The sequence below is a fragment of the Arenimonas sp. genome, assembly GCF_044353605.1.
Classification (GTDB): domain Bacteria; phylum Pseudomonadota; class Gammaproteobacteria; order Xanthomonadales; family Xanthomonadaceae; genus Arenimonas.
In genome coordinates this window covers 1-19,056 of record NZ_JBILBO010000011.1, presented here as the reverse complement: position 1 = coordinate 19,056, position 19,056 = coordinate 1, and the positions used below count along the sequence as shown (strand labels likewise).

20 protein-coding genes are annotated in these 19,056 nt (G+C 59.6%); 6 read left to right on the top strand and 14 right to left on the bottom strand.

Annotation, left to right across the window (positions count from 1 at the left end):
- Positions 1-178 precede the first annotated feature (178 nt).
- From ACIQ1A_RS07490 to ppa, 4 genes are all read right to left on the bottom strand, one after another.
- Positions 179-718, bottom strand: coding sequence for a hypothetical protein (locus tag ACIQ1A_RS07490; RefSeq protein ID WP_395770441.1), 540 nt, complete (start codon positions 716-718; stop codon positions 179-181).
- 413 nt (positions 719-1,131) lie between these two features.
- Complete coding sequence (locus ACIQ1A_RS07485) at positions 1,132-3,219, bottom strand: molybdopterin-dependent oxidoreductase (RefSeq protein ID WP_395770440.1); 2,088 nt, start codon at positions 3,217-3,219, stop codon at positions 1,132-1,134.
- An 80-nt stretch (positions 3,220-3,299) separates the two neighbouring features.
- Positions 3,300-4,445, bottom strand: a complete 1,146-nt coding sequence (locus ACIQ1A_RS07480; protein ID WP_395770439.1) for a calcium:proton antiporter — start codon at positions 4,443-4,445, stop codon at positions 3,300-3,302.
- A gap of 57 nt (positions 4,446-4,502) precedes the next feature.
- Positions 4,503-5,051: an inorganic diphosphatase gene (gene ppa / locus ACIQ1A_RS07475; RefSeq protein ID WP_395770438.1), complete on the bottom strand. Its 549-nt coding sequence runs from the start codon at positions 5,049-5,051 to the stop codon at positions 4,503-4,505.
- 190 nt (positions 5,052-5,241) lie between these two features.
- Between ppa and ACIQ1A_RS07470 the strand changes: the two genes are divergently transcribed.
- Complete coding sequence (locus ACIQ1A_RS07470; protein ID WP_395770437.1) at positions 5,242-5,487, top strand: YdcH family protein; 246 nt, start codon at positions 5,242-5,244, stop codon at positions 5,485-5,487.
- 61 nt (positions 5,488-5,548) lie between these two features.
- On the opposite strand, the gene ACIQ1A_RS07465 is transcribed toward ACIQ1A_RS07470, so the two are convergent.
- The 4 genes from ACIQ1A_RS07465 to ACIQ1A_RS07450 all read right to left on the bottom strand — a co-directional run bounded on the left by ACIQ1A_RS07465 (position 5,549) and on the right by ACIQ1A_RS07450 (position 10,136).
- Positions 5,549-5,926 (bottom strand): VOC family protein, encoded by a 378-nt coding sequence (locus ACIQ1A_RS07465; RefSeq protein WP_395770436.1) that lies wholly within the window; start codon positions 5,924-5,926, stop codon positions 5,549-5,551.
- A 57-nt stretch (positions 5,927-5,983) separates the two neighbouring features.
- The gene (locus tag ACIQ1A_RS07460; RefSeq protein WP_395770435.1) at positions 5,984-6,658 is read right to left on the bottom strand and encodes an exopolysaccharide biosynthesis protein; all 675 of its coding nucleotides are present in this window, start codon (positions 6,656-6,658) and stop codon (positions 5,984-5,986) included.
- 70 nt (positions 6,659-6,728) lie between these two features.
- Entirely contained in the window at positions 6,729-8,774 is a 2,046-nt protein-coding gene (locus ACIQ1A_RS07455) for a sodium-translocating pyrophosphatase (protein ID WP_395770434.1), read from the bottom strand.
- A gap of 105 nt (positions 8,775-8,879) precedes the next feature.
- Positions 8,880-10,136 (bottom strand): 6-phosphofructokinase, encoded by a 1,257-nt coding sequence (locus ACIQ1A_RS07450; RefSeq protein ID WP_395770433.1) that lies wholly within the window; start codon positions 10,134-10,136, stop codon positions 8,880-8,882.
- 125 nt (positions 10,137-10,261) lie between these two features.
- On the opposite strand from ACIQ1A_RS07450, the gene ACIQ1A_RS07445 reads away from it, so the two are divergent.
- From ACIQ1A_RS07445 to ACIQ1A_RS07430, 4 genes are read left to right on the top strand one after another with little or no spacing between them, the layout of a single operon-like run.
- Positions 10,262-10,840 carry an adenylate kinase gene (locus ACIQ1A_RS07445; RefSeq protein WP_395770432.1) on the top strand — a complete coding sequence of 193 codons (579 nt, stop codon included), beginning with the start codon at positions 10,262-10,264 and terminating at the stop codon, positions 10,838-10,840.
- A gap of 8 nt (positions 10,841-10,848) precedes the next feature.
- Positions 10,849-12,207, top strand: a complete 1,359-nt coding sequence (gene mpl, locus ACIQ1A_RS07440; RefSeq protein ID WP_395770431.1) for a UDP-N-acetylmuramate:L-alanyl-gamma-D-glutamyl-meso-diaminopimelate ligase — start codon at positions 10,849-10,851, stop codon at positions 12,205-12,207.
- A gap of 23 nt (positions 12,208-12,230) precedes the next feature.
- A complete protein-coding gene (locus ACIQ1A_RS07435) occupies positions 12,231-13,040 on the top strand; it encodes an SDR family oxidoreductase (RefSeq protein WP_395770430.1) in 810 nt (269 codons plus the stop codon).
- A gap of 9 nt (positions 13,041-13,049) precedes the next feature.
- Positions 13,050-13,469 (top strand): VOC family protein, encoded by a 420-nt coding sequence (locus ACIQ1A_RS07430; RefSeq protein WP_395770429.1) that lies wholly within the window; start codon positions 13,050-13,052, stop codon positions 13,467-13,469.
- Positions 13,470-13,473: 4 nt separating this feature from the next.
- Here the strand turns inward: ACIQ1A_RS07430 and ACIQ1A_RS07425 are convergent, their stop codons facing one another.
- From ACIQ1A_RS07425 to thiE, 4 genes are read right to left on the bottom strand one after another with little or no spacing between them, the layout of a single operon-like run.
- Complete coding sequence (locus tag ACIQ1A_RS07425; protein WP_395770428.1) at positions 13,474-14,592, bottom strand: trans-sulfuration enzyme family protein; 1,119 nt, start codon at positions 14,590-14,592, stop codon at positions 13,474-13,476.
- On the bottom strand, positions 14,582-15,211 hold the full coding sequence (locus ACIQ1A_RS07420) for an HAD-IA family hydrolase (RefSeq protein WP_395770427.1): 630 nt from the start codon (positions 15,209-15,211) through the stop codon (positions 14,582-14,584). Before ACIQ1A_RS07420 ends, ACIQ1A_RS07425 begins: the two co-directional genes overlap by 11 nt.
- Positions 15,211-16,503 (bottom strand): glutamate-1-semialdehyde 2,1-aminomutase, encoded by a 1,293-nt coding sequence (gene hemL, locus ACIQ1A_RS07415; RefSeq protein ID WP_395770426.1) that lies wholly within the window; start codon positions 16,501-16,503, stop codon positions 15,211-15,213. The genes ACIQ1A_RS07420 and hemL overlap by 1 nt, the downstream gene beginning before the upstream one ends.
- Positions 16,500-17,138 (bottom strand): thiamine phosphate synthase, encoded by a 639-nt coding sequence (gene thiE / locus ACIQ1A_RS07410; RefSeq protein ID WP_395770425.1) that lies wholly within the window; start codon positions 17,136-17,138, stop codon positions 16,500-16,502. Before thiE ends, hemL begins: the two co-directional genes overlap by 4 nt.
- A 45-nt stretch (positions 17,139-17,183) precedes the next feature.
- On the opposite strand from thiE, the gene ACIQ1A_RS07405 reads away from it, so the two are divergent.
- Positions 17,184-17,366, top strand: a complete 183-nt coding sequence (locus tag ACIQ1A_RS07405; protein ID WP_395770424.1) for a rubredoxin — start codon at positions 17,184-17,186, stop codon at positions 17,364-17,366.
- Here ACIQ1A_RS07405 and ACIQ1A_RS07400 read toward each other — a convergent pair.
- Both ACIQ1A_RS07400 and ACIQ1A_RS07395 read right to left on the bottom strand, forming a co-directional pair.
- Positions 17,363-18,208, bottom strand: a complete 846-nt coding sequence (locus tag ACIQ1A_RS07400) for a SirB1 family protein (protein WP_395770423.1) — start codon at positions 18,206-18,208, stop codon at positions 17,363-17,365. The two genes, ACIQ1A_RS07405 and ACIQ1A_RS07400, sit on opposite strands and share 4 nt — an antisense overlap.
- Positions 18,209-18,227: 19 nt before the next feature.
- A complete protein-coding gene (locus ACIQ1A_RS07395) occupies positions 18,228-18,683 on the bottom strand; it encodes a DUF192 domain-containing protein (RefSeq protein ID WP_395770422.1) in 456 nt (151 codons plus the stop codon).
- Positions 18,684-19,056: the final 373 nt, after the last annotated feature.

The following is a 19,056-nucleotide window of genomic DNA, read 5'->3' as shown; positions in this document are numbered from 1 at the left end:
GCAATTTGAGAGGATGCTCAATCGGCTCTGTTTGGCGCCTGATTAAGGTATGCGAGCCTGTTTTCCATAATGATGTAAGAAATTACAGCACTAAGTTCTAAAGAGGCTACCTCCATCGCCATGCTTAGCTCGCGGTTTTGGCTGATTGCATGGGATGTCTTGAGTGATTCGGTATGAATCAGCGGCAGGTTTCGGCCAAGGCGGTCAGGCGTTCCGAGAGTAGACCTTTCTGTGCGAAATCCCATTGCCCCCGCAACTCGATGTCGGCGACCCGCCAGTGGTCGTCTTCGCGTGCCAACAGAAGGGCGTCGGTCCAGTTGACCGGTTTGGCATTGAGCTCCGAAGTCCCGTAGCTCCAATGCATTTCGGCAATCGCATGGGATGTTTCCGTCGTGATTTTTCCAACACCGCCGCTGCTTGCGCCTTCAAACAGCGAGGTGAGCAGATCGCCCTGCACCAACGGGGGCTCACTGTTGCCCACTTTCGCCAGATGGCATTCATGCGCTTGGATGGCGGCCTCAAACTGTGCCCGGAATTCCCGGGTCAGCAGCGGTGCCAATTTTTCCATTTCGACACGGCTCGGCATACCGGGCGCATGGTCCCGGAAGTAATAGGCCCGGAAATCCTCGGCGGAAGTGCGAGGATCCGAGGGCCTGTCCGACACCTGTCCGCAGCCGGTCAGAGCAAGCAGCACCACTATCAGCGTATGGGTACGCATGATCAGGCTTCCAGTTCGTTGGTGGGCCCGGGCTTCAGCAGTGCACGGAGGCGGTAGCCGCTAATCAGAAGAAGCATGGTCAGCATAGGAATTCCCTTTGGAAGGACAGCACATGGAATACGTGCCGCACCCTAATACACTTTCCATCTTACGGATTCGGTATCCGCGCTTGTGGCGGAAATGTGAAATTTGTCCCTGCATGTGCCAAAAAAATCCCGCCATGACGGCGGGCAAGAGGGGATAGGACGTACTCAATTTCCAATAGCCGGCGCGTTGCACCGGGCTCATGAAAACAGGATAGGCACGCTCCCTGTGAAGCGTTTTGACTCAAATCAATCCGGCCACCCCGGCCGGATTTCCGTAGTGATGTATGTCAACACGAGAAGTGCATCCGGTGTACTGCACTTCTGGGCTCAAAGGGCTTCCACCCAGACCGGGACGCCATTCAGCGCGGCGTTTCCGGACGGCCCATCAAGTGCGGTCCGGCCGGTGAGGTCGTTGTAGCTGGGGCCGGTCAAGGCCTCGGCACGGCGCAATTGAAGGCCAACACGTTGGTGACCGAAGCCATGCGGCAGGCACACCACGCCGGGACGAACGGCATCGCTGACCTTGACCGCAACGGCGATGCTGCCGTTCTGCGAGCGTACCCGCACCGTGTAGCCATCGCTCAGTTTGCGCCGATCCAGATCATCGGCATGCATCCACAGCTCATGCCGTGTTGGCCCCTTCACCAACCGCGGCGCATTGTGCATCCAGGAATTGTTGCTGCGGATGTCGCGTCGGCCAATGAGCAACAGGGCGTCTTCGGCCGGCGGCTGCATCGGCACTGCCGCCAAGTCAGCCAGTGCTTTCATGAACAGCAGAGGCGCCGCTTCGATGCAGGCGCTTGCGGTTTCAAGGCGTGCCAGCAGGCCGGGCCGCAGTGGTCCGAGGTCGAGTCCGTGTTCGGCGGCCTCCAGTTCGGCCATGCTCAGACCGGAGCTGCCACGCGCCAGCCCGGCGGCGATGAGTGCTTTCGGCGGCGGCAGCGTCCGCCATTCGCGTCCGCTGGCAGCCGCGAAGGCGGCGCCGAGACCGTTGATGATTTCCCAGTCGGCGCGCTCTTCCGGCGCGCGTTCCTGCACGGGTTTGTTCAGGCGCGCCACCCGGCGCACGGCAAAGGCATTGAATACCGAATCGTAATGGTCTTGGGTCAGGAAGGATGCCGGTGGCAGAATCAGATCGGCATGGCGTGTGCTTTCATTGATGTAGATATCGATACTGAGCATGAAATCCAGCCCAGACAGTGCCGCATCCAAGGCAACGCCGTCGGGCGTGGACAGCACCGGATTGCCGGCGCTGGTAATCAGTGCGCGGATCTCTCCCGTGCCGGGCGTGCTGATTTCCTCGCACAGGGCCGATACCGGCAGCTCGCCGGCGAATTCCGGCAGTTTGCGCACGCGGCTGTGCCAACGACCGCGCGCGCCGGGCGAGGTGCCGGGGCCGGTAATCGGCAGTACCGCATCATTCACCAGCGCTCCGCCGGGTTTATCCAAATTACCGGTATACAGATTGATCAGTTGCAGCAGCCATTGGCACAGGCTGCCATGCGCTTGTACCGAGACACCCATGCGGCCGTAGGCGACGGCGCGTTCTGCGTGGTAGAACTCGGACGCCATGCGGGTGATGGATTCGGCCGGAATGCCGGTCCGTGCTTGGACTTCGGGCACGTTGAAGGCGCCGATAACTGCCATTGCGGCCTCGAAGCCCTGCAATTGACCGGAGTAGGCCGCCAAGCGAGGCATCCCGTGCGCCTGCAACGCCTGCAGGAAAGCCACCAGGAAATAGACGTCGGCGGCAGGGGTAATGAAATGATGTTCGCTGGCGAGCTCGGCGGTTTCGGTGCGACGAGGATCGATGACCACCAACTTGCCACGTGCCGTCAGCGCCTTGATGCGTGCCCGCACGTCTGGAACCGTCATCAGGCTACCGTTGGAGGCGATTGGATTGGCGCCGAGCATCAGGAAATAATCGGTATGATCGATGTCCGGAATCGGCAGCAGAAATTGATGGCCGTACATCTGCGCGTTGACCAGCTGGTGCGGCCATTGGTCGACCGAGGATGCGCTGAATACATTCGGGCTGCGGATCAGTTTGAGCAGGGATGGCAAATAGGCGATGTGTCCGAAATGGTGCACGTTCGGATTGCCGAGATAGGTGCCGATAGCGGCGGCACCGTGTTCGGCTTGAATGGCAGCCAGTCGTTCACCGGCAAAAGCAAAGGCCTCGTCCCAGCCGATTTCATGCCATTGCCCGTTCTCGCGCCGCATCGGACGGCGAAGGCGGTCGGGATCGTTTTCCAGATCGAGAATGGCATTGCCCTTCGGACAGATGTGACCGCGGCTGAACGGATCGGCGTCGTCACCGCGAATGGCCGCAAGCCGGCCGTCTTCGTACTGCAGCTCGAGGCCGCAGATGGCTTCGCACAGGGGGCAGGCGCGGAATTTGGATTGGCGGGCCATGGCATCAGTCTCGCTATGTAAGTCAATTCCAGATTAGGTCTTCAAACCCCAAGAGGCAAGCAGCGGTTTGGTTGTATTCCCTAGGCATCGAACATCAGCATCAGATAGGCGGCGAACATCAGGATATGCACGGCCCCCAGCATGGCATTGGTACGACTATTCGAAAAAGTAATTGTGCTGACTGAAAGCAGCAGCGCAAGCAAAATGGTGTTAACCGGACTCAGGCCGAGCATGATAGTGCTCTCGGTCACTAGTCCAATCATCAAAACGGCCGGAACGGTCAGGCCGATGGTCGCCAACACCGAGCCCAGCAGGATGTTGACGGCGCGCTGCAGCTGGTTGTTGAGCGCGGCTTTGACCGCACTCATCGCCTCTGGGGCGAGAATCAGCAAGGCCACCACGAAGCCGTTGAGTACATCCGGTGCCCCGAGCACATCGGTGCCGTACTCCAGCGGCAGCGCGAGTTTCTTGGCTAGCAAGACCATCGGCAGGATGTACAGCAGCAGGAAAATGGCATGGTAGGTGGTGGAGCGAGTCTCATGATGGCCATGAATCAGGTCATCCTCGCGCCGGTGGGTTTCCGCTGGCGCTGTGAAGTAATCGCTGTGCCGACTGGTCTGTACACCGAGAAAAATTCCGTAGATACCAAGCGACATCGCACTCAGGAAAATGCTCTGGAATGCGGATAGCGTGCCGGCTGAGGTGCTGGTGGTGAAATTGGGCAGGATCAGCCCGAGCACGGCCAGTGGAATAATCAGTGCGAGGAAAGTCCTGGCGCCCTCGAGGTTGTAACTTTGTTCGTGGTGCTTGAGGCCGCCAACTAATAATGAAACACCAGCGATGCCACCGAGTAGAATCATCACCACTGAGAACATGGTATCCCGCGCCATAGTCGGGTTGCCGTCACCCGAAAGCATCACTGCAGAAATCATGAGTACTTCCACGCCGATGATCGAGAGCGTGAGCACGAGCGTACCGAAGGGCTCCCCGAGCAGTTCGGCAAGGCTTTCGGCATGACGGACAATTGCGAAAGCCGACATCAGGATGACCGTTAGCAGCCAGCCGAGCATGCCTGCGAACCAAAGCGGATCATGCAGGTTCGAAAGCCAGACATTGCCGTACTTAGCGAACAACAGCATGCTCAGCATGCTGAGCACCAGCGGATATTCGCGCCGGAGCAACGCGCCGAGAGCCGAGCTGCTTTCTGGGTCGATTGAGGTTCTCATGACTTCATTCTAGTACGCTGGGCTGAAAAAAACCGCCTTCCGGCGGTTTTTTCAGACTTAGAAATTCGGTTTTTCCGGCGCTTCCTCGAAGCGGGTCACCGATTCAAGAATGATGCGTTTGGCTTCCTCTGCGTCGCCCCATCCGTCGAGTTTGACCCATTTGTCTTTTTCAAGGTCCTTGTAGTGCTCGAAGAAATGGCCGATGCGGTCGAGCCAGTGCTGCGACACCTGGCCGATGTCATTGATGTGGGAGTAGCCGTCGAATACCTTGTCGATCGGCACCGCCACTAGCTTCTCGTCGGACCCGGCTTCGTCCTTCATGCGCAGGACGCCGACGGGGCGGCAGCGGATGACCGAGCCCGGGACCAACGGCAGCGGCAGAATGACCAGCACATCGGCCGGATCGCCATCGCCGCACAGGGTGTGTGGAATGTAACCGTAATTGCAGGGGTAGCGCATCGGCGTCGACAGGATGCGGTCGACGAAGATGGCACCGGTGGCTTTGTCCACCTCGTATTTCACCGGCTCGGCGTCTTTCGGGATTTCGATGATGACATTCACTTCATTCGGAACGTCTTTACCGGTCTGCACCAGATCCAGGCCCATGGCTTACTCCTTCAGTTTCAAGGCGTGCATCATACCGCAGACGGACTGAATATTCACTCAACAGGGCCGATGTGTCCAGGGGTTGCTATGCCGGGATGGCTGGCTATGCCGGTGGCTTGACCTCAATCAAGGGGTGTGGCCGAATTTGCGGTAAACTGGCTCCATCAGTACCTACAACAAGGAGTTTTTCATGCAGTCGTCCATGCTTTCGCATTCCCTCGCTATCGAATTTCCGGAGCTCAGCGAGAAAATCCATGCGCTTAAGGTCAGCAATCACCATTTTGCACGCTTGCTTGCCGAGCATGATGCCATCGACCAGCGCATCATCCGCGATGAGGAAAAAATCGAGCCATTGAATGATGAAACTCTGCACGAACTCAAGCAGCAGCGTCTGAAACTGAAGGACGAGCTCTATCAGATGGCCACGGCCGCCTGAACCCCGGCGATTGAACCAAAAAAGGCGCCTTCCGGCGCCTTTTTCATCTGGCGGATCGCAATCAGCCCGGACTGTAGCAGAACACGTTCAGTTTGTTGCCATCGAGATCGCGGAAGTATCCAGCATAGAATCCGCTCATGCCTCGCGGCCCCGCCGGGCCGTCGTCGGTGCCACCGAGCGCGAGGGCTTTGGCATACAGGCGATCGACTTTTTCATTGCTATCCAATGCCAGCGCCACCATGCTGCCATTGCCAACGGTGGCCGGCTTTCCGTCGAATGGCAGACAGATTCCGAGACTGGGTGCTTCCGAGCTTACTGCCCAAGCGATGAAGCGATCGGATTCCATGAAACGAGTGGCTCCAATTTCAGCCAACAAAGCATCATAAAAGGCGGCGGCACGGGGTAAATCGTTGGTACCCAAAAGGGCATAACCGATCATGTGGCATTCCTAAGAATAGATTGTTCCGGGACAGACACTTTAGCAAAAACCGGATGTTTAAGCGCCGGGAAAACCGCCGCTCTGCGCAATCCAGCGTCCGATCAACAGTACGGTAGCAATGACCGCCGACAGGCCTATGATGAAGCCGATTATTCCGGCAATGAAGGAAATCAGCATCAGCAGCCCGTCGCGCTCGACCATGGCGAAACCGAAAAGGGCGATGGCAATCCCTGGCGGCACGTTGGTGAACGGTCCAGGCAGCAAAATCACCGAGGCCAGAATGAAACAGCAGACCGCGGCAATCCGGTTCACGGCAGATCCGGTCAATACGTGCCAGCGCGGTTTGGCGAAACGCTCCAATCGCAGTAGCCATTTTTCTTTGCTTTGGATACCGGCCTGAACGGTATCGGCCGAGAATTGCTTGCCATCGAAACGTTTCGGCATGGTCGGCCGATGTCGGCCGAGTGCCTGTTGTGCGGAGAACAGCAGAATCGGGACGGCCATCACCGAACACAGGCCGGTGGGTAGTGCGGCGGCCAACATTCCGAACAGGATGTAAACAAATCCGAAGCCACGTTGACCCATAGCGTTCAGCAGGTCGCTCAAATGGATATGTCTTCCGCGATAGCCGTCCAGTAGATGGATTAATGCGGCATGCAGAGGGCCATCATGGGCGGGTGCGGATTGTGCGGGTGGCGTGGACTCCATCGGCACAGTATGGCGTAGCGTCACCAGGAGTGGGTGAACCCTTCATGAAAAACCCCGCCGAGGCGGGGTTTTTCATCAAACGGATAGGGCCTGATCAGGCCAGGAACGGAATCAGCAACAGGGCCACGATGTTGATGATCTTGATCAGCGGGTTGATGGCCGGGCCGGCGGTGTCCTTGTAAGGATCGCCGACGGTGTCTCCGGTGACCGCAGCCTTGTGGGCCTCGGAACCTTTGCCGCCATGATGGCCTTCTTCGATGTACTTCTTGGCGTTATCCCAAGCACCGCCGCCGGTACACATCGAGATGGCCACGAACAGGCCGGTCACGATAGTACCCATCAGCAGGCCGCCGAGGGCATCGGCGCCGAGGGTCATGCCGACCACGACCGGAATCAGCAACGGCAGCAGCGAGGGCACGATCATTTCGCGGATGGCGGATTTGGTCAGCAAATCGACGGCTTTGTCGTACTGCGGCTTGCCGGTACCTTCCATGATGCCCGGAATCTCGCGGAACTGGCGACGCACTTCCTCGACCACCGCGCCGGCGGCGCGGCCCACGGCCTGCATGGCCATGGCACCGAACAGATAGGGAATCATGCCGCCGATCAGCAGGCCGATGACCACCTGCGGGTTGTCGATGGAGAAGTTGACCGGTGCGAAGCCTTCGCCGCGTTCGGCCAGCTTGTGCGAGTAATCGGCGAACAGAACCAGTGCGGCCAGGCCGGCCGAACCGATGGCATAACCCTTGGTGACGGCTTTGGTGGTGTTGCCGACGGCGTCCAGAGCATCGGTGGTGACCCGGATTTCCTTATCCATGCCCGACATTTCGGCGATGCCGCCGGCGTTATCGGTAATCGGACCGTAGGCATCCAGCGCGACGATCATGCCCGCCATTGACAGCATGGCGGTGGCGGCCACGGCCACGCCGTAAAGGCCGGCGAGGTGGTAGCAGCCGTAAATCGAAGCGGCTACAGCCAGCACCGGAGCGGCAGTCGATTTCATCGACACCGCCAGACCGGCGATGACATTGGTGCCGTGGCCGGTCTCGGAGGCTTTGGCCACGTCTTGCACCGGTGCGAATTCGGTCGCGGTGTAGTATTCGGTGATCACCACCAGCGCGGCGGTGAGTCCAAGGCCGATCAGTGCGGACCAGAAGATGCCGTTGGAGTGTTCCAGGCTGAACATGGAGTCCGTCACGAAATAGAATGCGACGGCCGCCAATAGGCCGGAAACGCCAAGGCCGCGGTACAGCGCATTCATAATTTTGCCGCCGTCGCGGGTCTTCACGAAGAAGGTGCCGACGATGGACGCGATAATCGAGACCGCACCCAGCACCAGCGGATACATCACGCCATTCCAGCCGTAGTCGGCGAAGAAAATGCCGGCGATGAGCATGGCGGCGATGATGGTCACGGCGTAGGTTTCGAACAGGTCGGCGGCCATACCGGCGCAATCACCGACGTTGTCACCGACGTTATCGGCGATGACGGCTGGGTTGCGCGGGTCATCTTCCGGAATACCGGCTTCGACTTTACCCACCAGGTCGGCGCCGACGTCGGCCCCCTTGGTGAAGATGCCGCCACCCAGACGGGCGAAGATGGAAATCAACGAGCTACCGAAGGCCAAACCAATCATCGGCTGCATCGCAGCCTTGACCGTATCGGCGGTCTGTTCGCCGCCGGATTTGATCAGCATGAAGTAACCGGCCACGCCCAGCAGACCGAGACCGACCACCAGCATGCCGGTGATGGCACCGCCCTTGAAGCTGACGTTGAGGGCATCATTCAGGCTGCGGGTAGCGGCCTGTGCGGTGCGCACATTGGCGCGCACGGAAACGAACATGCCGATGAAGCCGGCCACGCCCGAGAGCACGGCGCCGATGGCGAAGCCGACGGCGGTGGACCAGCCCAGCTGCGGCACGAGACCGATCACCAGGAAAAGAATGACGCCGACGATGGCGATGGTGCGGTACTGGCGCCGCAGGTAGGCGCCTGCGCCCTCCTGGATGGCGGCCGCGATGGCCTGCATTTTATCGTTGCCGGCATCCTGTTTGAGGATCCAGCTAGTAGTGTAAAGCCCGTAAATGATGGCCAAGGCCGCACAGGCCAGAGCGAGTTCCAATCCGTATTGCGCTAACATTCCATACTCCCTTATTCATGAAGGATCGGGCGGTCTTTGCCGCCGCCCCAAGAGTATGCCAGAGCCCGGGAAACTTAACTAGGGCTGAATGAATATGGGGTCCGCCTATTTCACCCACGCCTTCAGCTTTTTCTTCACCAAGGGCAGTTTCGGCTTGAAATGCAGTGGCAGGCCGTTTTTCCCGAGCGGGACCGCGGCTTGGCCCTGAATCAACGGCGACAGGTAACGGCGGCAGGCGGCGGTGATTCCGAAGCCATCTTTGCGGATGAACGCATCCGGCATCTTTTTCTCGACATTGGCAATGCGGCTCAGCGGCACCGGATCGATGTGCCACCGGTAGGGCGCATCGGAGGTGCGGATGATGGCCGGCATCACGCCGTTGTTGCCGGAAAGCGCCAGCTCGACCGCGGCCTTGCCGACCGCCATGGCCTGGTCGAGATCGACCTGCGAAGCCAGATGGCGTGCCGAGCGTTGCAGATAGTCGGGTACGGTCCAATGCACTTTCATGCCGAGCGCATCCTTGACCATGCCCGCCAGCATCGGTGCGGCGCCGCCGAGCTGGCTGTGGCCGAAGGCGTCCACGCTGCCCTCGGCCTGGGCCAGGAATTTGCCGTCCGGCGTTTTCACGCCCTCGGAAACCACCACCACGCAATAGCCGATTTTGGCTACGGTGTCCTTGACCTTGGCGAGGAACACGGCTTTGTCGAAGGCGCGCTCCGGGAACAGGATGATGTGCGGGGCGTCTTTGGCGGTCTCACCGGCCAGTCCGGCGGCAGCGGCCAGCCAACCGGCGTGGCGACCCATGACTTCATAGACGAAGACTTTGGTCGAGGTTTCAGCCATGGCTTCCACATCGATGGCCGCTTCCAGGACTGAAACCGCGGTATAGCGGGCGGCCGAACCGAAGCCGGGGCAACAGTCGGTGATGACCAGATCGTTGTCGACCGTTTTCGGAACCGCCACGCAGGTCAGTTCATAGCCCGATTGTTGCGCCAACTGCGAAATTTTCAGGGCGGTATCGGCCGAATCATTGCCGCCGTTGTACAGGAAATAACGGATGTCATGTGCCTTGAATACATCCAATAGACGCTGATACTGGGCGGCATCCTGCTCGAGTGATTTCAGCTTGTAGCGGCAAGAACCGAAAGCGCCGCCGGGCGTGTGCGCCAACGCTTTGATTTCACTGGAGGTAAGCGCCGCTGTGTCGAACATCTGTTCGCGCAAAATGCCGAGAATGCCGTTCTTGCCGGCATACACCGGTATTTTTCGGGCGTGCGCCTGTGCAAGGACCGCGCTGGCGCTGGCGTTGATGACGGCGGTAACGCCGCCGGACTGGGCGTAAAGTAATCTGCCTTTCGACATAAACATCCTTTAAAATTGACGAAACAGACGGCAACGGTTAGGGTGTCATTATGGCAAATTTTCGCCGTGGCAGCCGGCTTTCCGATTGGCGCCCGTCCATCATTTCAATGACTTTCTGAGGTTTTATGCGATTGGTTCTTCTCGGTGCCCCCGGTTCGGGCAAAGGCACCCAAGCGGCGCGATTGAAGGAATATCTGAACGTCCCGCACATTTCCACTGGCGAGTTGTTGCGTGCTGCCGTGGCCGCCGGGACCCCGCTCGGCTTGCAGGCCAAGGAAGTGATGGAGGCGGGGGGACTGGTTTCCGATGATGTGGTGCTCGGCATGCTCGAGGAGCGTCTGCTCAAGCCGGATACCGGGAACGGCTTCATCCTCGACGGCTATCCGCGCAACTTAATTCAAGCCAATGCGCTCGGCGCCTTGTTGATGAAACTGAATCAGCCGATTGACATCGCCGTGCAGCTGGATGTCGATACCGAATTGTTGGTCGACCGCTTGGCCGGCCGTGCCAAGGCCGAAGGCCGTGCCGACGACAGCCCGGAATCGGTGCGTAAGCGCCTGGGTGTTTATGAAAGCCAGACCGCGCCGGTGGTCGATTACTACCGCAACCTCGGCAAGTTGGCGCATTTGAACGGCGTCGGCACGCTCGATGAGGTGTTCACCCGCATCACCGAGGCTTTGGCCGGAACGCCGGAAGTCGGCTGAAACCCGCCATGAATCTGCATATCCTGGGCATCTGCGGCACCTTCATGGGCGGCGTAGCGGCATTGGCGCGCGAACTCGGTCACCGCGTGCAGGGCTCGGATGCCAATGTTTATCCGCCGATGTCGACCCAGCTCGAGCAGCTCGGCATTGGTCTGCATTCGGGATACGATCCCAACGACATCGCTGCCGATGCCGATTGCGTAGTCATCGGCAATGCGCTGTCGCGCGGCAATCCTGCCGTCGAGCATGTCCTCAACCGGCAGATCAACTACCGCTCCGGCGCGCAATGGCTTGCGGAAAACGTCCTTCCCGGCCGGCATACGCTGGCGGTGGCCGGAACCCACGGTAAAACCACCACCACGTCGATTCTGGCGTTTCTACTGGAAGCAGCCGGCCGTGATCCGGGCTTTTTGGTCGGCGGCGTGCCGGAGAACTTTGGTGTGTCGGCACGTATTGGTTCCGGAAAGGAATTCGTCGTTGAAGCCGATGAGTACGACACCGCATTCTTCGACAAGCGTTCCAAGTTCGTGCACTACGGCCCGCGTGTGGCCATCCTCAACAATCTGGAATTCGACCATGCCGATATTTTTCCGGATCTGGATGCAATCCAGCGCCAGTTCCACCATCTGGTCCGTATCGTGCCGGGCGAAGGCCGCCTGATCGTCAACGGCGAAGATACCGCGTTGTCCGAAGTGCTTGCCATGGGTTGCTGGACGCCGGTCGAGCGTTTCGCCATCGATGCCGAGGCCGAATGGCAGGCCGAACTGGTACAAACCGACGGTTCTGAATTCATCCTGAAACATCTCGGTCGGGCGCTTGGCACTGTGCGCTGGAATCTGCTCGGACGTCACAATGTGATGAACGCATTGGCGGCTTTCGCCGCCTGTCATGCGGTCGGCGTCGCTGTGCCGGATATTATTCCGGCGCTGGTCGATTTCGTCAGCGTCAAACGCCGTATGGAAGTCATCGGCACCGCGGCCGAGGTCACGGTGTATGACGATTTCGCGCATCACCCGACCGCCATCGCCACTACCTTGGAGGGCTTGCGAGCCAAGGTCGGTGCCGCTCGCATTGTGGTGGCCATGGAGCCACGTTCCAATTCAATGCGTCTCGGCGCACATTCGGCGCAGATTGCGCCCTCGCTGGCCGATGCCGATGCGGTGGTGTTTCTGCACCGGCCGGAACTGTCTTGGGATGCCGAGGCGGTCGTGTCCGCACTCCGGGGTGAGGGCCATAAGGTCGCCAGCGTCGATGCTTTAATCGATACGCTCAAGGCGTTGGTGCGTCGCGGTGACCATGTCGTATTCATGTCCAACGGTGGTTTCGAAGACGCGCCACGTCGCTGTCTGAAAGCCCTGAAATCCTGATATTCCGCCATTCCGGAGGTCGTATGTCCTTACAGGGAAAAACCCTTTTCATCACCGGCGCCTCGCGCGGCATCGGTCTGGCCATCGCCCGTAAAGCCGGCAGTCTCGGTGCCAATGTGGTGGTTGCCGCCAAATCGGCGGCCGTCAATCCGAAGTTGCCGGGAACCATCTTCACTGCCGCCGCCGAGGTGGAAGCAGCCGGTGGTAAAGCGCTCGCCATCCAATGCGATATCCGCGACGAGGCCAATGTCGAAACGGCCATGGCGCAGGCGGCGGAACATTTCGGCGGCATCGATGTGCTGGTCAACAATGCCAGCGCCATCTGGTTGCGCGGAATTCTGGATACACCCATGAAACGCTTCGATTTGATGAGCCAGGTGAATTCGCGCGGTACGTTTCTGTGCGCGCAAAAGGCGCTGCCGTATCTGCTGAAGTCCGAAAACCCACATATTCTGACCTTGGCGCCGCCGCCAAATCTCGATCCGAAATGGTGGGGTTCATTTACTGGCTACACCCTGGCGAAAATGGGCATGAGCTTCGTCACCCTTGGTTTGGCCGAAGAATTCAAGGGACGTGTTGCTGTCAATGCCCTATGGCCAAAGACGGTCATCGCAACCGATGCCATCAACATGATTCCCGGTGTGGATACCAACGCCGCCCGCAACGCTGAAATCGTTGCTGATGCGGCCATGGCTATTTTGCTTCAGAAGTTCAGTGCCGCCACCGGCCAGTTCTATATTGATGAAGACCTGTTGCGCGAAAACGGAGTTACGGATTTCGAGCAGTACGCCGTAGTTCCGGGAACGCCGCTGCTTCCCGATTTTTTTCTGTAAGGGATTGCCATGAAGTACCTGCACACCATGGTCCGTGTCAGTGATTTGGACGCTTCACTGCGGTTTTACTGTGAAGGTCTTGGGCTGAAGGAAGTCCGGCGCATGGAAAACAGCGTCGGCCGTTTCACGCTCGTGTTCCTTGCCGCCGATGAGACGCCAACAGCCGAAATCGAGCTGACCCATAACTGGGATCCAGAAGCCGAGTACGGCAGCTCCCGCAATTTCGGCCATCTGGCCTTCCGGGTCGATGATCTTTATGCGGTTTGTGCGCGATTGCAGGCGATGGGCTACACCATCAACCGACCGCCGCGCGATGGGCATATGGTGTTCGTACGTTCGCCTGACCTGATTTCCATCGAGCTACTGCAGGAAGGCCATCTTCCGCCGCAGGAGCCGTGGCTGTCGATGCCCAATACCGGCAGCTGGTAATCGGTCAGAGCAGGGCCTGCTTCAGGTCGTCAATCAGATCGTCCGGATGCTCCAGACCGACCGACATGCGGATCAGATTATCCGCTGAGACCGGATGCGGTCCTTCGATTGAGGCGCGGTGTTCGATCAGGGATTCAACGCCGCCGAGCGAGGTGGCGTTGGTGAAGATCCGCACGCGCGAGGCAAAACGCAAAGCGGCATCGCGGCCACCGGCGAATTGCACCGAAAGCATGCCGCCGAAATCGCGCATCTGTTTTGCGGCCACTTCATGCCCGCGGTGGCTGGATAGTCCCGGATAATGCACCGCCGAGACTTCCGGTTGCGCCTGCAGGAATTCGGCAACACGCCGGGCATTGCTGCAATGCCAAGCCATGCGTGCCGGCAGTGAACGCGCCCCGCGCAGGATTAGCCAGCTGTTGAAGGGCGAGGCGATGTTGCCGGTGATATGGCGGCGATGCGCGGCCTGTTCATAGACTGAATCGGCCTGTGCGAATACCAGTGCGCCGCCCATGACATCGCTGTGGCCGCCGAGGTATTTGGTGGTGGAATGCATTACCGCATCAGCGCCGAGTGCCAGCGGCTGTTGAAGCGCCGGCGTTGCAAAGGTGTTGTCGCAGACCAGGCGCGCGCCGTGGGCGTGTGCGATCTCGGCCAAGGCCGCGATGTCGGCGATGGCCAGCAAAGGATTGGAGGGGGTTTCCGCCCAGATCAGCGCCGTTTCCGGGCGTAGCGCCGCACGCACTGCAGACAGGTCCGACATGTCCAAAGCGGTGGCGGTGATTGCCCGCTGGGGCAGGAATTCGTTGAACAGCGTGCGCAGACCGGTGTAACAGTCATTGGGAATCAGCACATGCGCCCCGTTGGCCAAACACTCCAGATAGCCCTGCATGGCCGCCATGCCCGAGGCATAAACCAAAGCGCGCTCGCCGCCTTCCAGTGCCGTCAGGCAGATTTCAAGACGATCCTGGGTCGGGTTGGTTTCGCGTTGGTATTCGTAGCCGGCGCGGCGTTCGCCGGCGGCGCCGTGTTTGAAGGTCGTGCTCAGGTGCAGCGGAGGGGCGACCGCACCGGTTTCGGCATCGGCTTCGGCGCCGGCATGGATGGCAAGGGTTTCAAAGCGCATGGGTTTCTCCGGTGCTCAGGCCACGGTTGGCCAGTTCCTGTTGGAAGTGATTGTCGTCCTGATAGACGAAGGCGTCCAGTCCAGCCTGGCGGGCACCATCCACATTGCCCGCTTTGTCATCCACGAACAGGGTCGAGGCTGGCGAAAAACCCAGACGCTGCAGGCACAGCAGAAAGGCTTCCGGATCGGGTTTGCATCGTCCAATGCTGCCGGAACAGATGAAGCGTGTGCGGAACACCGGCATCAGCTCAGGCACGATGCGTTCGGCATGTTGGGCCAGCCAATGCCCGTTGTTGCTGAAGATGCCGAATTGCACCTGTCCCGCCAGACTTTCGCAGATATCCAGCAGGGGTTGACGCACGCATGTTCCTGCGCGCCGGGCGGCGATGAAATCCGCGCTGGGAATATCCAGACCCCATTCGCTGCGCAGACGGTCCATGTAATCATCGAGCCCGAATTCGCCGCGGTCGGAACGATTCTCCAGACCGCTGTCGAACACGGCGCGCTCAATCATTTTTGCATCGACGCCGGCGGTTTCAGCCAAAGCGCGGCAGCGGCGTTCGTGGCTGTAGTCCGCCAATACCTCGTCGAGATCGAGCAGCAGCAGTTTCGGCGGCATCAGGCGGCGGCGATTTCGGCGAAAACGACGCGTGCTGCGGACAGGGTCTGTTGTATTTCGGCATCGCCGTGCTTGGCTGACAGAAAGCCCGCTTCGAATGCCGAGGGTGCGAAATACACACCCCGCTCCAGCATGCCGTGGAAGAAACGGTTGAAGCGGCTGCTGTCGGAGCGCATGGCATCGGCATAGCCATTGATCGGGCCTTCGCAGAAATACAGACCGAACATGGCGCAGACGCCGGTGGTGGTGAACGCAATGCCGACCTCGGCGGCGGCGGCCTCGAGTCCGTCGCACAGTCGTCGAGTGTTTTGGGCAAGTCCCTCGTAGAATCCGGGTTCCTGAATCAGTTTCAATGTGGCCAGACCGGCCGCCATCGCTACTGGATTGCCGCTGAGCGTGCCGGCTTGGTAGATTGGACCGCTCGGTGCGATCTGGCTCAGCAGATCACGGCGTCCGCCGTAGGCGCCGACCGGCATGCCGCCACCGATGATCTTGCCGAAGGTGGTGAGGTCCGGGGTAATGCCGTACAGCGCCTGGGCGCCACCGAGCGCGACCCGGAATCCGGTCATCACTTCATCGAAAATCAGCAAGCTGCCGTATTGCGTGCACAGGTCGCGCAGATGCTGCAGATAACCCTCGGCCGGCAGGATGCAATTGGCATTGCCCACGATCGGCTCGACGATGACGCCGGCGATGTCTTCGCCGAGTTCGGCGAACAGGCGCGTCGCGCCCTCGAAATCGTTATAGGTCAAAGTCAGAGTCAGGTCGGCCAGGGTTTTCGGCACGCCAGGCGAATTCGGCACGCCGAGCGTGAGCATGCCCGAGCCGGCCTTGACCAGGAAGGAGTCGCCATGGCCATGATAGCAGCCCTCGAATTTCACAATACGGTTGCGGCCTGTGGCGCCGCGCGCCAAGCGGATGGCGGACAGCGTGGCTTCGGTACCGGAATTGACCATGCGCACCATTTCGCAGCTCGGCACGAGGCGGGTGATGGTCTGTGCCATGGTCACTTCCAGCGCATTCGGCACGCCGAAACTCAGGCCGTCACGCATGACGCTGTCCACGGCGGCAATCACGGCCGGGTGCGCGTGACCGGCAATCATCGGGCCCCACGAACCGATGTAGTCGATGTAGCGGTTGCCGTCCACGTCAATGAGGTAGGCACCCTCGGCGCGTTTGGCGAAGAACGGTTCGCCGCCGACCGATTTGAAGGCGCGCACCGGCGAATTGACGCCACCGGGCATCAGGGGCAGGGCTTGCTGGAACAGGGCATGGCTTTGATCGTGGTTCATGGGTCAACCTGGCTGAAGGAGTGATGGTAGGTGGCGAGTGCCGCGGACGGATCCGGGGCGTCGAAGACACCGGAAATCACCGCAATGAAATCGGCACCGGCATCGCGCAATTGGGCACTATTATCGGGTGTTATGCCGCCGATGGCGACTGTCGGCTTGCCCAGGCTCCGGGCATCGGCGAACAGATGCAGCGGTGCCTGCGGCGCCAAGGGCTTGGTCGGCGAGGGAAACACGGCGCCGAAGGCCAGATAATCGACATCCAGCACAGCCGCGGCGCGTGCCCGTACCATGTCGTCGTAGCACGATACGCCGATCAGCGCCTGGTTTCCCAAGGCGTCGCGCACCGCTGCCGGGTCATCATCATGCTTGCCCAGATGCACGCCATCGGCACCGAGGGCAGCGGCCAGCCGCCAGTCATCGTTGATCAACAGCGGCACCCCGACTTTCCGGCAACATTCCAGCAGGGCACCGGCCTGTTGGCGTTTCAGGAAGGCGGGAGCGTCTTTATTCCGGTACTGAAACAGGGCCACAGGCTGCATCAGCAGTTCCTCGCAGAGGGCAAGCAGACGGTGGGTGTCGTCCAGGTCCGGCGTGATCAGGTACACGCCGCGGCGGTTTTCCAAGCGGGAAGGCATCAGGCTGAAATATAATGGCGGCAGAACTTCATTCTAGGTGCTTTTATGTCGGACAACGCGGAATTTCGCAGCTGGATCTGCATCGTGTGCGGATTTGAATACCATGAGGCCGAAGGCTGGCCGGATGAAGGCATCGCGCCCGGCACCCGATGGGAAGACGTGCCGGAAGACTGGTGCTGCCCGGACTGCGGTGTCGGCAAGGCCGATTTCGAAATGGTGATGGCTTAATTCAGACGCTTCTGTAAAGCCGAGCCCTCAATCAGAAGATTGCGGACGGCATCGGCATCGTCGGCTTCAGGGCGTAATTGCAGGTAGCGCGTGAAGTCCGCATCGGCGCCTTTGCGGTAGCCGATTTCCGCATAGGCTATTCCCCTGTCGCGCAGGGCATCCGGAAGATCGGGTGAAAGCTTGAGAATCCGGTCGGCACTGCGTGCGACCCGCTCGTGATCTCCTTGATGTTGGTAAATCGTCTGTAGGTTGCGCAGCATCCGCATCAAAATCGTACGGACGCTGGCGGGCGCCAGAATCTGAAACAGCTGTGAATCGCTGGGCGGCTGGCCGTCCAGATGCGGAGTGACGCGCTCCCGCAACTCTTCGATGCTGACCGGGCGGCCCTGATTGAACGGATCCAGCACCAGAATGCCATCGTCAACCGGAAGCCTCACCAAAAAATGTCCGGGGAATGAAATTCCCTCGAGGGGCAGGCCAATCCGGTGCATGACGGCGATATGCACTACGGCCAGCGAAATCGGAATCCCCAGCCGGCGGTCAAAAACCTGATTCAAGTAACTGTTGCGCGGATCTTCGTAGTCCATCGCGTTGCCGCTAAAGCCCAGTTCCTTGTAGAGGAAGTGGTTGATGGCGGTCAGTTTCGAGGGAATATCCAAGCCGTCGCTCAGCGAGCCGCTCAGGCGGCGGCCATACCCGTCAACCATGGCCAGATAGGCGTCGGTCTCGAGTTCCGGATATTCATCGCGGGCGATCAGCAGGGCGGTTTCCAGCAAAGGCAGTTGGGTATCCTTCAGGTTTGCAAGCTGATTCCAGTCCGGCAGTCCGTCATTAATGGCCATCTGGGGCTCCTTTTTTGGATTATTGAGCGGGTTGCACGCCATTCAAAAGCAGGGGGTCCCCCGGCTTCAGGCCCAGCTTGCTGGCCTGTCCGGCATTCAGTTCCAGCACATAGCGTGCCGGGCCGGCGCTTGGGAAGGCCGGACATTGCAGTTGGTCCCCGCAGGGCGGCACCCCCAGTTGGGCGGAAACCAGCTTAAGCTTGCTGTCGAAGTAGAGGATGTCGAGCGGAATGTAGGTGTTTTTCATCCAATACGCCAAGGGCTCTTCATTGTCATGGATGAACAGCATGCCGGCGTCGACGGGCATGTCCCTGCGGAACATCAGGCCGCGCTCCCGCAGCTCCGGCGTGTCGGCCAGTTCGACCGTGTAGCGTTTGCCTTTCAGCTCAACGGAAGGCGCGTCGGCAAGCTCTGCACAGCCGGTGGCCGAGAGCACAAGGTTGAACATGAGGCCGAGCAGGAGAGCATTGCGCATAGCGGGTTTTCCGAAGGGTATGTAGGACAGAATTCCCTGTTTGTGCCCCTGTCGTCAAGCACTTGAGTGGTGCATGGCTCGTATTGGTGGCTCCTTCAAGATTGTCGGTGGGCCGGTAACTGAACTGCAGGTTAACTTTCCTGGAAAGCGGTTGACGGTATTTCAGATTCTTGTCATAATGTTTAACTCACTTCGGGGCAAATGCTTCGTAGTGAACGCATCAAATCAGATGGAAATAAACTTCCAAATGTTGACGCGGCCCAAAAGGTCTGCCATACTGTGCGACCACTTTGAGACGAAATGTTTCAAAGGCTTCAGCCTTCGGGCGCGGAGCAAACCGTTCTTTGTAAATGTGCGCAGGAAATTTGTGCGG

Bases quoted from the DNA above. Each gene is read 5' to 3' on its own strand.
- ACIQ1A_RS07490 (WP_395770441.1), bottom strand. From the start codon at position 718: ATGCGTACCCATACGCTGATAGTGGTGCTGCTTGCTCTGACCGGCTGC.
- ACIQ1A_RS07485 (WP_395770440.1), bottom strand. From the start codon at position 3,219: ATGGCCCGCCAATCCAAATTCCGCGCCTGCCCCCTGTGCGAAGCCATC.
- ACIQ1A_RS07480 (WP_395770439.1), bottom strand. From the start codon at position 4,445: ATGAGAACCTCAATCGACCCAGAAAGCAGCTCGGCTCTCGGCGCGTTG.
- ppa (WP_395770438.1), bottom strand. From the start codon at position 5,051: ATGGGCCTGGATCTGGTGCAGACCGGTAAAGACGTTCCGAATGAAGTG.
- ACIQ1A_RS07470 (WP_395770437.1), top strand. From the start codon at position 5,242: ATGCAGTCGTCCATGCTTTCGCATTCCCTCGCTATCGAATTTCCGGAG.
- ACIQ1A_RS07465 (WP_395770436.1), bottom strand. From the start codon at position 5,926: ATGATCGGTTATGCCCTTTTGGGTACCAACGATTTACCCCGTGCCGCC.
- ACIQ1A_RS07455 (WP_395770434.1), bottom strand. From the start codon at position 8,774: ATGTTAGCGCAATACGGATTGGAACTCGCTCTGGCCTGTGCGGCCTTG.
- ACIQ1A_RS07450 (WP_395770433.1), bottom strand. From the start codon at position 10,136: ATGTCGAAAGGCAGATTACTTTACGCCCAGTCCGGCGGCGTTACCGCC.
- ACIQ1A_RS07445 (WP_395770432.1), top strand. From the start codon at position 10,262: ATGCGATTGGTTCTTCTCGGTGCCCCCGGTTCGGGCAAAGGCACCCAA.
- mpl (WP_395770431.1), top strand. From the start codon at position 10,849: ATGAATCTGCATATCCTGGGCATCTGCGGCACCTTCATGGGCGGCGTA.
- ACIQ1A_RS07435 (WP_395770430.1), top strand. From the start codon at position 12,231: ATGTCCTTACAGGGAAAAACCCTTTTCATCACCGGCGCCTCGCGCGGC.
- ACIQ1A_RS07430 (WP_395770429.1), top strand. From the start codon at position 13,050: ATGAAGTACCTGCACACCATGGTCCGTGTCAGTGATTTGGACGCTTCA.
- ACIQ1A_RS07425 (WP_395770428.1), bottom strand. From the start codon at position 14,592: ATGCGCTTTGAAACCCTTGCCATCCATGCCGGCGCCGAAGCCGATGCC.
- ACIQ1A_RS07420 (WP_395770427.1), bottom strand. From the start codon at position 15,211: ATGCCGCCGAAACTGCTGCTGCTCGATCTCGACGAGGTATTGGCGGAC.
- hemL (WP_395770426.1), bottom strand. From the start codon at position 16,503: ATGAACCACGATCAAAGCCATGCCCTGTTCCAGCAAGCCCTGCCCCTG.
- thiE (WP_395770425.1), bottom strand. From the start codon at position 17,138: ATGCCTTCCCGCTTGGAAAACCGCCGCGGCGTGTACCTGATCACGCCG.
- ACIQ1A_RS07405 (WP_395770424.1), top strand. From the start codon at position 17,184: ATGTCGGACAACGCGGAATTTCGCAGCTGGATCTGCATCGTGTGCGGA.
- ACIQ1A_RS07400 (WP_395770423.1), bottom strand. From the start codon at position 18,208: ATGGCCATTAATGACGGACTGCCGGACTGGAATCAGCTTGCAAACCTG.
- ACIQ1A_RS07395 (WP_395770422.1), bottom strand. From the start codon at position 18,683: ATGCGCAATGCTCTCCTGCTCGGCCTCATGTTCAACCTTGTGCTCTCG.